This is a genomic window from Parabacteroides sp. APC149_11_2_Y6 (genome assembly GCF_054506995.1).
In genome coordinates, this window is record NZ_CP173709.1 from 3063382 (window position 1) to 3076072 (window position 12691).

7 protein-coding genes are annotated in these 12691 nt (G+C 39.6%); 3 read left to right on the forward strand and 4 right to left on the reverse strand.

Annotated features, from left to right (window positions below):
* Positions 1-7 precede the first annotated feature (7 nt).
* The 3 genes from ACGE0T_RS12725 to ACGE0T_RS12735 all read right to left on the reverse strand — a co-directional run bounded on the left by ACGE0T_RS12725 (position 8) and on the right by ACGE0T_RS12735 (position 4986).
* Positions 8-2356, reverse strand: a complete 2349-nt coding sequence (locus ACGE0T_RS12725; protein WP_459187010.1) for an InlB B-repeat-containing protein — start codon at positions 2354-2356, stop codon at positions 8-10.
* A gap of 335 nt (positions 2357-2691) precedes the next feature.
* On the reverse strand, positions 2692-2982 hold the full coding sequence (locus ACGE0T_RS12730) for an HU family DNA-binding protein (protein WP_459187011.1): 291 nt from the start codon (positions 2980-2982) through the stop codon (positions 2692-2694).
* Between the two features lie 108 nt (positions 2983-3090).
* Entirely contained in the window at positions 3091-4986 is a 1896-nt protein-coding gene (locus ACGE0T_RS12735; RefSeq protein WP_459187012.1) for an InlB B-repeat-containing protein, read from the reverse strand.
* A gap of 842 nt (positions 4987-5828) precedes the next feature.
* Between ACGE0T_RS12735 and ACGE0T_RS12740 the strand changes: the two genes are divergently transcribed.
* Together ACGE0T_RS12740 and ACGE0T_RS12745 are read left to right on the forward strand one after the other, a co-directional pair.
* On the forward strand, positions 5829-6176 hold the full coding sequence (locus ACGE0T_RS12740; RefSeq protein WP_459187013.1) for a DUF805 domain-containing protein: 348 nt from the start codon (positions 5829-5831) through the stop codon (positions 6174-6176).
* Positions 6177-6360: 184 nt separating this feature from the next.
* On the forward strand, positions 6361-7596 hold the full coding sequence (locus ACGE0T_RS12745; RefSeq protein WP_459187014.1) for a clostripain-related cysteine peptidase: 1236 nt from the start codon (positions 6361-6363) through the stop codon (positions 7594-7596).
* 75 nt (positions 7597-7671) lie between these two features.
* Here the strand turns inward: ACGE0T_RS12745 and ACGE0T_RS12750 are convergent, their stop codons facing one another.
* A complete protein-coding gene (locus tag ACGE0T_RS12750) occupies positions 7672-11607 on the reverse strand; it encodes a hybrid sensor histidine kinase/response regulator transcription factor (RefSeq protein ID WP_459190463.1) in 3936 nt (1311 codons plus the stop codon).
* Between the two features lie 180 nt (positions 11608-11787).
* On the opposite strand from ACGE0T_RS12750, the gene ACGE0T_RS12755 reads away from it, so the two are divergent.
* The gene (locus tag ACGE0T_RS12755; protein ID WP_459187015.1) at positions 11788-12678 is read left to right on the forward strand and encodes a glycoside hydrolase family 20 zincin-like fold domain-containing protein; all 891 of its coding nucleotides are present in this window, start codon (positions 11788-11790) and stop codon (positions 12676-12678) included.
* Positions 12679-12691 lie beyond the last annotated feature (13 nt).

The window sequence follows — 12691 nt, forward strand, 5'->3', positions numbered from 1 at the left end:
ACCTTTCTTATTCTTGGATACAGCGAATCGAGTGCCCGTTGGCACGGGAGTTCGTGGTCGGCTCCATCGCGGCACTAAGGAAGAACACGACGCTCGCGCCAGCATTGCCTAACGGAACTGACGACGACCAGTAGAAGCCGTCGCCACCTTGACCGCCGGAATCGCCGGAATCGCCGTCACGGACGCCCGCAGCAGGCAAAATGAGCTTCTGACCACTTTCGGCACCGGCGATGGACAGTAACTTTTTGGTACCATCCCATTCTTTAGTTACAGCAGTATTTCCGACACCAATTGCCTTCCATTCAGTCATGGTCGGAACACGCCAACCTGCTGGGCAAGGATCGTATTCGGTTTTAACAGGAGCATACTCAGTGCCTTTATTCCATAACTGCTGATACCAAACATTAAGATCAGTCATTTTTTCGTTAGCAGGATTGTCGCTGCCATCTCCATAAAAAAATAACCAGTTTCCCTGAGAATTTGGAGCAGAATAACTAAATGTAATGAACTTGCCATCCCATTCGCTCATTTCAGCAAGGGCACCCTGACCTTTTGGAAAACCTAACGGATCGGTTTTACCATCAAATTTCTCATTACTAGTCTTTGTTGCATCATTCGTTGCAGCAAAACCAAACTTACGACCCCACTGGAACAACTTACCGCAAGATTCGGTTATACTCTTAGGATTATTTCTATCAGCTGCGTCTGCAAGAGATTCAGGTATCTTTGTTGCCTCCGCATTAACAGGAGCCCAGAAGACATACTTATCATCTGTTGTCTTCATCAGGACAGGCTGGATGGTTGTATTTGCGTAATTCGGGCGACTCTTGATGGTGATAATTTCAGACTCGTTATCCTTATCGAAGTTCTTTATTGTTATTGTTACGTCTATAGGAACTTTTATGGATTGAGCTGGAACGTTTATCTTCATTGCGATTTCGCCATCTATCAGAGAACCGACACTCACTATGTTTCTTAAAGACATTCTACCACCAATTGATGCGGCACGGGTATCATATGCGTGGACCACATCATACTCTACAGCCCTGACGCCGGATATATTGAATCTTAATACTGAACCGGCTGTGGCATTCGAAATATCAATTGTACGTGATGCTTCATCCCACTTTATCTTATTGGATACAAAATCGGATCCGGGAACAAAGTCCGACAACTCTAATTTTGCAACAGCCCATTTGGCATAAAGCGTCATGTCTTGTGTTACAGGTTGATCAAAATCATACTTGGTCGTTTTATCAGGAGTTGTATACCAACCAGAAAATTCATAGCCTACCTTTTTAGGTTCAGCGGGCTTTATTAATTTCTCATTTTCAAGAACGGAAGAGGACTCTATTACGCTACCTCCATCAGTGTCATATGATACCGTATATATCATTTGTCCGGGATTGGACCAACGGGCATACAAGGTCATATCTGCTTTGACTTCATTTACTGAGAACAGCCACGGTTCTGTGTATTCAGGGTCGACATACCAACCCAAGAAGCTATAGCCATCCCTTGTCGGATCAGATGGTTTGGTTAACTTTTCCCCTTCAACAACCTTTGCTTCATCGATTTCACTTCCGCCTTTTGAATCAAAGGTTACGGTATACACCTTTTCGGCTGAACTTGCCCATCGTGCATACAATGTAACATTCTCTGTTACCACATAAGTGTAGAACTGCCATGCTTCAGTACATTCAGGGTCAACATACCAGCCCAAGAAATTGTAGCCGTCTTTTGTCGGGTCCGCAGGTTTGATTATTTTCTCTTTTTCTACTACAAAAGACTCTTCAACTTCACTGCCTCCATTGCTTTCAAAAGTAACTGTATATACTGTCTCACCCGATTTTGACCATCTGGCATACAGGGTCAAGTCCTCTTTTACCACGTCTTTGTAAAAGAACCACGCCTCTGTGCATTCCGGGTCGACATACCAGCCTAAAAAACTATAACCCTCTTTGGTCGGATTGGATGGTTTGATTACTTTCTCTTCTTCTACTACAGGTACCGGTTCAATTGTGGTTCCTCCATTACTTTCAAATGTTACTGTGTAAACTTTTTCTCCGGGTTTTGACCATCTGGCATACAAGGTCAAATTTTGATTGACTATATCCCTGTCGAAATCCCAGATTGTTGTATAAGCCTGTTCTTTATACCAACCGAGGAAAGTCTCACCTTCCTTGATAGGATCGCCGGGTTTGGTTACCTTTGACCCTTCAGGGACCTTTACCGGAGACAAGCCGCTTCCGCCTTGCGAATCAAAAGAGACGATGTACTCCATTATTACATCATCCTTCTTACAGCCTACAACGATTACCATCATAAGCAACATCAATGAAATTAATTTTCTCATGATTTTTAATAACTTAGTTTGTTAATTTAAGAATATAAAGTATACATAATACAATAGCATTTTTAATTATTCATTATATAGGTACATGAATAACACTTCTTCGATCAGGATATAACATAGCTTTTACATATAGCATAAGAATTGCATATGTAGTATAGAGTTTGCTATTTAATACCCCTGCAAAAGGTGCTATCCGACTTTTCGGACAGCGCCCTTCCATTTTATTTGATAATGTGATATCGCTAAAGTTTCGGTTAACTTTTATCTACAAACTATATATCTAAATTGAAATACCAGAATTTTATATAAATTCTTCCCAATACAATAGATATTCTTTATTTAGAACTTTTGTCCTGATTCAGTTTCCCGAGAAGATTTTTCCCCGGTCGGAACTTGATACTCATTTTTGAAGGTATCATACATTTCTCCCCCGTCTTGGGATTGTGTCCTTTTCGCTCTGTCCGTTTATATAGATAATAGGAACCGAAGCCTTGCATAATCAAGCGGTCGTCTTCCTGAAATACATTGCCAAGTTCCTCGCTAAAGGCATTAAGGAAACAGGATACCGCATGAGGAGGAAGAGACATGCGTTTGGACATACGTTTTATAAAGTCTGTTTTGTTCATATAGATTTTTTACTTGTTTAAATCTCCACCTTTCAATAATTTTAGAAAGGTGGAGAATATTATCCAATCGATTGATTAGCATTTATTATGTCAATCCGCCGACCTTTTTTATTCTTGGACGCAACGCACCGACAACCCGTAGGCACGGTTGTACACATTCGCGGTCAGCGCGGCACTATTGAAGAGCACGCAGCGCACGAAGACATTGCCTGACGAAACCGACGACGACCAGTAGTAGCCGTAGCTACCCTGATTGTTGGAAGTGCCATTAGTGTCGAAACGGCGGCCCGTAACAGGCAAAATGAGCTTCTGTTTACCTTCCGCATCTGCACCAGGGATAGACATTAATTTATTGGCATCATCCCATTCTTTAGTAATAGAAGAAACATTTGCACCGATGGCATGCCACTCAGAGAATGTCGGAACACGCCAACCTGCTGGGCAAGGATCGTATTCGGTTTTAACAGGAGCATCCTCAGTGCCTTTATTCCATAACTTCTGATACCATTCGCCATCAACCATATCAGCAGCGGCAGGATTGTCGCTGCCATCTGTATTAAAAAGTAACCAGTTTCCCTGAGTATTAGGGGCAGAAGAACTACTCATGATGAACTTGCCATCCCATTTGCTCATTTCAGCAAGGGCACCCTGACCTTTTGGAAAACCTAACGGATCTGTTTTACCATCAAATTTATCAGTATCAGTCTTTGTTGCATCATTCGTTGCAGCAAAACCAAACTTACGACCCCACTGGAACAACTTACCGCAAGACTCGGTTATATCCTTAGGATTACTGTCATCACCTGCGTCTGCAAGAGATGTAGGCATTTGGGTTGCATCTACATTAACAGGAGCCCAGAAGACTAATTTATCATCTGTTGTCTTCATCATGACAGGCTGGATACCTGTTCCGTTATAATCAGGACGGCTCGTGATGATGATTTCCTCAAACACATCCGGATTCCCGGCATCATAGACTCTTACATATACATCCAAGGGAACTTTTATTGTCTGTTCAGGTACATTCATCACCATGCCGATTTTATTGCCAACTGCTTCACCGACTGCCAAGATATCGTTTGTTCCACCAATGGATTTGGCTTGTGTATCAAACTTTGCCTGTACATCCTTTTCTAATGTTACTATACCAACTACATTAAAAGAAAGGGCTGCACTTCCTGTGGCTTCTGTGATATCCAATGTTTTTGTTGTTTCATCCCATACGATACCGGTGCCTGCAAGTTCTGCATCATTGAATTCTATCAAAGCTATTTCGGCCTTTACCCATTTGGCATAAAGGGTCATGTCTCCAGTTACAGGAGTTTCAAAGTCATACACTGTCTGCTTTCCCGGGTCTGAATACCAGCCTTCAAAATCAAATCCTAATTTTACAGGGTCGGCCGGCTTGATTGCTTTCTCATTCCCCTTGACAGAAGCAGCCTCTATTTCATTGCCTCCGTCCGTATCGAATGTTACGGTATATACAGCTTCACCTGGATTAGACCAACGGGCATACAAGGTTATATCTTCATTTACCACATCCGAACTAAATTCCCATACGCTTGTATAAGCAGCATCTTTATACCAGCCTAAGAAGCTACAATCTTCTTTAGTTGGGTCAGTCGGTTTTACCAGCTTTTCGCCCTTATTGACGGTCAAGGGAGCTACCTCGCTTCCTCCCTGTGCGTCAAAGGTTACGACACAAGCCTGAGCCGCTTCAACCCATTTCGCATACAGCGTTACATTACTCATTACGGTTTCTTTCTCAAAGTCCCAAACCGTTAGACATGCAGCTTCCTTGTACCAGCCGGAGAATATGTAATTCTCTTTTGTCGGGTCCTGAGGTTTCGTTACTTTCTGTCCTTCCACAACCTTCAAGGCATCAATATTACTTCCTCCCTGTGTGTTGAATGTTACAATGTACTCTGAGATGACCAGGTCATCCTTTTTACAGCCTACGACGATTACCATCATAAGCAACATCAATGAAATTAATTTTCTCATGATTTTAATAACTTAGTTTGTCAATTAAGAATATAAAGTATACATAATACAATCGCATTTTTAATTATTCATTGTATAGGCACATGAATAACACTTCTTCAATCAGGGTATAACACAGCTTTTACATGTAGCATAAGAACTACATATGCAGTATAGAGTTTGCTATTTAATACCCCTTACTCCCTTTAGTTTGTTACTATAATATTTATAAATCCCCTTTAGTTAATACAAGTTATTAAAACAGCTTAGTCCTATCAGAACTTTTATCAAACAAAACTATTATCATTGATTATCAATATAAATAGACATGCAAATAGAATTAAATATTTGATATTACAGTATAAATAAATATCTTATACATATCATAACACTGGTTAATACAAGACGCCAAATATAGAATTTATAGTAAATAATATCGTTAAATTGTTTGGATTTAGAAAATATCATATATCTTTGCAACATGAATTAATAAACAGGAGATTAGTTCTGATAGAACTATGGAAATAAGCCCTAAATTAAGTATCCAACAACTCTCATTAAAAACACTTGAATATCAAAAACAGCAGGTAAACAACTTCATTTTTTATTCAGAATCGATATTTACTTTCACTATCATTTTAAACCTATATTTATTCGCAGGAAGAATAAAACAATCATACATATGTCGAGGTAAGGTTACATCGTCCTTAGAAGCCACGTGTATTATTGTTGCTTACCAGTATATCCGCTAAAAGTACATGTAAAACAAAGTATGCACGACAAGATAAATATTCGTGAATTTTAACACTAAAAAAGAATAAAGTTGTATACTTTTGTATCAATAAATCAATAAGAATAAAAAAATGGAAGAATTTGTTCAAGTACTTAAGAGCTGGAAAGACTTTTCCGGCCGGGCAAGACGTAGGGAATATTGGATGTTCATATTATTCCTCGTCATTTTTAGTATCGTTGCATCTATCATTGATGCGATATTAGGAACAGTATGTCTGTTTAGTGGTATACTATGCCTTGTGGCTATCGTACCGAGTATTGCTGTTGCTGTGAGAAGAATGCATGATATAGGAAAAAGCGGATATTGGTATTTCATAAATTTTATTCCTGTTATCGGCGGCTTGTGGTTTTTATATTTGACTATTCAAGAAGGACAAGCAGAAGCGAACCAATATGGCATAAACCCTAAAAATGCCTGACCAAAATCAATTATAAACAGATAAAGGGCTGTTTAACTTTCCGGGTGCACTTCAATTTAAGGTTCACATCAAAGTTGGACAGCCTCTTTTATACTTTTTTCTAACAGTATGTGTATACAAAATATTTTTTGATGCTACATACAAAATCACAAAAACAATACTCCATTCACAAAAACCAAACATCATGAACAAAAAAGTATCAACAAACATGCTCTACCTGCTATTTGCAGTGTTTGTCATCCTCCTCCCTTCATGTAAAAATGATGACCCTGTCATGGAAGAAGAATTAGCAGAATACACCGTAATGTATTACCGTTCTTCCGGATTGGGTTTAGACTTTCATCATAAAGAAATTTTAGAAGAACTGCAATCTGTTGGCAGTACAGAGAAAGTGAATGTGGTAGCAGAATTTAAATATTCAAAAGACTTTCAAAATGATCCTGATTTTTGCGAAGGTACACAACGGGGTGTTATAGAAAAAGACAATATTCGTATAATACAAAGTAAAGATGCGGATTATCCTATGCATAAGCCGGAAAATATAGCTGAATTTATTACATGGGCTAAAACAAATTTTCCTGCAAAAAAATATATTTTTGTTTCTTCCGGGCATGGAAGCGGATGGACTGCCGAACATGATACTCCAACCAGCAAGGCCCTTAATCCGGACGATAATATCGAAGGAATACCCTATATCTCTATCGTAGACCTGGCAGAAGGTTTTCGACTTTCAGAAACAAACTTTGAAATGATATTCTTTCATAATTGTCTGATGCTAACAGCCGAAGTCATAGGAGAAATACAGCCTTATACACATTACATGCTTGGCAGTGCACATGAAATGTGGCTTCCCGGTACAAGTTTTGCCTATTTTTTACGCCAGTTAAATAAACCTATGGATCTTACTGAATCCATGAAACCATTTATCTCGCAAACTATTTATAATTGGTCACTCGCCCATCCTCAACAAAACCTGGACATGCAACTACTCGATTTAACAAAATCAGATCCTATGTTCAATACAATTAAAAATATCGTTTCACGATTAAAAGTGTTGGCTGAGGATGAAGATCATAGAGACATGTTAAGTATTGCAACTGAAAAAACTTATCGATTTGATAAAACATGGCCTCTATTCGATTTGGGGGATTATATCAATGCGCTTATATATTCAAAATACCCCTGCGATACAAAACTTCTCATACTTTATTCTGAATTTGACGAGGCACTTAGAGACATGTTAGTTTACAAGGATGAGAAAAACTCCGAAGATAAAAAAGTCAGTATCAGCATTAATATTGTAAACACTACTCGTTACACTCAAGAATATCTTGCCGGCAAACAGCCATACAATACTCTTCGTTTCCATAAAATAACCGGATGGGGAGAATGGTTATCCTTAATTAAGGATTTTTCCTAACGGGCTTTTATCAACAAAGAGAACAGATATGAGCAAAAGGGAATAACATCCATATATTTTATATCCTGTACTAATCTAATTATTCTTACGATACTCAGTCGGGGTAACACCATAAATCTGTTTAAAGGCCGTACTAAAATAACGGGCACTGGAAAAGCCGGTACGGTCTGCTATTTCCTGAATACTTATATCTTTTCGAGTAATAAGTAAACGCGCAGCCTCAACCATACGGTACTTAATAATATAATCGCCGATTGAAATATCCGACAAATGGCTGAATTTACTGTAAAGCGTCGTACGGCTCATCGCCATTGCAGAAGCAATAAAAGTCACACTCAGATTAGGATTACCCAGATTTTCGCAGATCAGTCCATTTAACTTCTGCATGAATTGTTCGTCAGCATTACTAACTGCATCCTCCTTAGGAGAAAACAGACGGCCGGACTCTTGATAACGGGAACGGAGCAAGTCACGATGTTTCAATATATTTCGAAAAATCACCAATAAGGAATCTACATCAAACGGTTTTGCCAAATACACATCTGCTCCGGATTTATACCCTTGCAAGGTACTGCTCCCGTCCGCCCTGGCTGTCAATAAAACCACTGGAATATGACTGACTGTCAAATCATTTTTAATCCGGTTGCAAAGCTCGAACCCATCCATACGGGGCATCATTACATCACTGACAACAATATCCGGCTGGTATTGTCCGAGTAAATGCCAGGCTTTCTCTCCATTTTCCGCCACATATACCTGCTTAAACTCTGCCTGCAAAACACTGGACAGATAGTTACGCAATTCCGGTTCATCCTCCGCCACCAATAAAGTATATTTATTTAGCGGAAAATCGAGTGATGCAGGAGGAAGTTCATCTTCAGTCCCAAAAGAAACATCCTGTTTTCCTCTACCTTTCGCTCTCATATCCGTGGAAACGGAGGCCTGAACCAACGGTAAATCAAAATAGAAGGTAGCGCCATGTTCTTCATTATTATAAGCGCTGATACTTCCCCCATGCAATTCCACAAGTTTCCAGACATATGCCAGCCCTATACCACTTCCCTTTCGGTCATGCTCACCCTGGTAGTAACAGGAGAAAAGACGGTTCATATCCACATTATCCAGGCCGATGCCCTGATCGGAAAGAGAAATGCGCACACTTGTTTCCATACGTTCCGTAGAAATAACCAATTGGGAATCCGAATCACTGAATTTTATCGTATTCATCAATAAATTGGATAAAATGACGCGACACTTGGATGCATCGAAAGGAACAGTTTCCACTGAAGGGTCTAATTGGAAATCCAAAGAAATGCCCCGAGCCTGAAATTCCAGGGTAAAATCATCAGTTACCGACCGTAACCAATCATTGAGATTGTAAAAACGGATATCCATAACATCGCCGTTCGTATCCGATTTCTGAGCATCAAGTACCAGATCGACAATTTCCCGCATCCTGCGGGCCTGCAAAAGTAAGCCATCTAACAACCGGAACAAGCCTTTGTCCACCACTTGCCCGGATTTCAACAAGCGTTTGAGCGGAGCATAAATCAAAGTCAACGGTGTACGTAATTCATGGCTGATATTAACCATAAAGCGTACTTTCTCTTCATAGAACTTACGTTCCTGCTCTTTTATAGCCAAATCCAACTTCCTCTCCTTCCTTTTCAACATCAACCAAACAATCCATCCGCCAATCAGAAGAACCATCAAGATTACTGCCACTATAAACCATGTACGCTGCCATAAAGGCGGAACCACATCGACCGTTAATAATTTTAACGGAATACTCCAGTCTCCATTTTTCTTGCTATATGAAACCCACAATTCATAAGTACCCGGAAGAAGGGCAGGAAATGCAAACGAATGGCTGGAAGTTTCCAATAAATCCTCCAGGTCTCCCCGGATGGAAAAACGAAACAGTTTCTTTCGCATCAAATCGTTTTCCTTCACAATCACATTCAATCCTAAAGAGGTATAATCCCAAGGGATAGCAATGACTGGTTCGCCGGAGAAACCATCCGGACGGATAGGGGAACCATTCAAGGTGAGATTAATCAGGCTGACAGAACAGTCCTTCTCTTTCTGAAAATCCTGATCCGGACGGATCCTGACCACGCCTTCAACTCCCGACATATAAATATCACCCGAAGAAGCCACTAATGCAGATTGTGGTAAAAACTCCTGTGTAAAAACTCCATCAGACTCTCCGAAAACAATAATACGATTTTCATGCGGAACATACACAAACAGTCCTTCATGGGTACTTAGCCAAAGACGATCACGGCTGTCGAAAGAAAGAGACGTAATTCCGGAGAAACGCTCCGTATCTACAGTATCCAATTTGTGCAGGGTATGGTCATAGATATATAATCCGGAAGAAGTACCCAGCCAGAAACGTTTATCCTTGCTTTGCCTCACTGATGTTATTGTACCGGTCTTCTCTCCGGATAAAAACACTGGACGCAATTGCCGTTCCGGCAAATCCAACACATACATTCCCTTGGAAGAACTAATATAACACGAATCCCCCTGTATAAACCGGGGTGCCGGAAAATCATCCGGTATCATTTCTTCCGGGAAAAATTCAAATTGCTGTTTTCGTTGATTATATACGAAGAAACGATCATCAGACAAAAGACAGAAACGTTCCTCGTCCGCACGATATAAACGTACCGAGTTCCCGAGCAGGAACAAGTCATTTTGCGCATCTCCCCAATTCAAATGAAACTCCCGGCATTCTCCGGTTATTCTATTTAAACGATATAGCCCGACACCAAATAAAGATAGTAGTAAATCCGAATTATTATAAGGTATAATAGAAACTATTTTCATTCCCGAAGTATGGGGATATTTCCGGAATGTTTCTTTTTGAGGGTCAAATAAATTCAATCCCTCACCATCTGTTCCCATCCATATTTTCCCATCAGTATCTTCATACATGGATGTAACCGACTGAAAACTTAACCCGTAAGAAGCTCCTGGAGGGGCATCCCGGTAGGTAGTCATAAAAACAGGCTTAATCCCTATCAGACCACCGCGAATACTACCGGCCCATATATTATCTTCATCATCACTGTAAAGGCAAGCAAAAGAGTTTACAGGAAGAGAATGATTGTCACCCGGAAGATGCATAATTGCCTTCACGGACTTTTCCTTATAATTATAAATATTAATACCGCCTCCGTCTGTAGCCAGCCACAGTTCGCCATCCTTTTCACGCATATCCTGCACAACATTGTGGGTTAATGTTTCCGGAGCTTTCAAATGCTCCACCAACCTGCCATCATGTTCATAACAGAAAACGCCCTTGTTGTAAACCGCCACCCAGATTCTCCCGGATGAATCCAAATACAAGGATGGTATACGCTTCTCATGGATAAACGGCACACGCGTCATCTCTCCCGTATCAGGATAATACCACCAAAGACCATTTCCGTAAAAAGAAACTAAAACCTTTCTCTCTTCTTCATCATACAAAAAAGCATAATTGGGAAAAGATACAGACATTTTTTCTTTTAACGGACACCTGACAATCTTCTTTTCCGCATAAGAATAGCAAAAGCTCCCTTGTTTACCCAAAAAACAAATTCCTTCCGGCATAAGGAAACAACAAGTCACTACAAGTGGCTCGTTATCGATTTCCTGACGGACAAATTGCCGGGTGTTACGATCGAAACGAGCTAATCCACCGCTTGTCCCTACCCATATATTCTCTTCTGCATCCTCCTCTAAAAATACAATTTCGTTATAAGGAAGGGAAAAAGGATTATTTTTTTCTTCTTTATAAACAGTTATTTTTTCCCTGTCAAAACGGTTTAGCCCGAACCGGGTTCCAATCCACATAACTCCCCTGTTATCTACCAATACACATTGTACGGAAGATTGCGACAATCCGTTCTGTAAAGATATTTGTTTAAAATAATACTGGGGTAAAGCATAAAGACGCCCCGTAAATAATACAAAAAATAGTAACAGATTCAATCGTAAATATATCCCTAACACCTGCATAACCCTAAACACCCATTGTTCGGCAAAAATACAAAATCGTCCGAAATACAAGCCATAGAAGAGATAAAAAACAATATCTGAATTTTTCCGAACGATATCGAACATGAAATAATATACCTGAAATATAGTTTTGTAACAGAAAAAAATAAACGAGATGTATATTATTAAAAATTATTTTTTATGTTACTCAGAATAAGTATATATTCTATTTTTTTGGTACTGGTACTTATGAGATGTATCTTACCCAACGAAAGACCGGAAATTATCCCTTTTCCCCAACAGAGTATTTCTGATAAAGGTGATTTTAAGTTTAAGAAATCAACACTTATTAGTGTTGAAAATAAAAGACAATGGATAATAGCAAAAGAGCTAACCGATTTATTTAATACTGCCGCCGGATTTACTCCGGAAATAGCCATAAAAGAAAAATATGCGGACATCCTATTCCAAACAAATACAAAACTGCCGGCAGAGCATTATAAACTGAACATAAGCCCGTCTTGTATCTTGATAGAAGCATCCGGAGAAAAAGGATTCTTCTATGCCATACAGACCTTACGTTTTCTACTTCCTCCGGCAATAAACAGTCAAACTCCGGTAAAAGGCATCCAATGGAATGTCCCCGGAATGACAATACAAGACGGTCCCCAACACAGTAAACGAACAATAGTACTACATACACCATTCCATCTTATTCCGGAAAACAACCTCAAAGAACTTATAAACTATATGGCTATGCTGAAAATCAATGAACTTCATTTTATACAGAAACCTCATGAAACAACATCTGAAGATTCACAAAAATTAAAAAAGATGAATCTGTATGCCAAATCCAAAAAAATCACAATTTCAAGCGAAATGATACAGTCTGAGAACATCGCATCAAATCTCCCTTTTCACATGGAACGCCTTATGACACAAACAGATTTTTTCGATACAAAGGAATGCAAGCAACTGTTATTCCGTCATCTTGCTTCCATTGCAGAAAAATGTTGGTCATATCCACAAAGCACGGATAACACAAATGATTTCAACAAAAGATTAAACATCCTGGCATTACATATGGATTGATAAATTATTAAAC

Excerpts from the sequence above, each read along its gene's own strand:
- ACGE0T_RS12725 (WP_459187010.1), bottom strand. The coding sequence starts at position 2,356 with ATGAGAAAATTAATTTCATTGATGTTGCTTATGATGGTAATCGTTGTA.
- ACGE0T_RS12730 (WP_459187011.1), bottom strand. The coding sequence starts at position 2,982 with ATGAACAAAACAGACTTTATAAAACGTATGTCCAAACGCATGTCTCTT.
- ACGE0T_RS12735 (WP_459187012.1), bottom strand. The coding sequence starts at position 4,986 with ATGAGAAAATTAATTTCATTGATGTTGCTTATGATGGTAATCGTCGTA.
- ACGE0T_RS12740 (WP_459187013.1), top strand. The coding sequence starts at position 5,829 with ATGGAAGAATTTGTTCAAGTACTTAAGAGCTGGAAAGACTTTTCCGGC.
- ACGE0T_RS12745 (WP_459187014.1), top strand. The coding sequence starts at position 6,361 with ATGAACAAAAAAGTATCAACAAACATGCTCTACCTGCTATTTGCAGTG.
- ACGE0T_RS12750 (WP_459190463.1), bottom strand. The coding sequence starts at position 11,607 with ATGCAGGTGTTAGGGATATATTTACGATTGAATCTGTTACTATTTTTT.
- ACGE0T_RS12755 (WP_459187015.1), top strand. The coding sequence starts at position 11,788 with ATGTTACTCAGAATAAGTATATATTCTATTTTTTTGGTACTGGTACTT.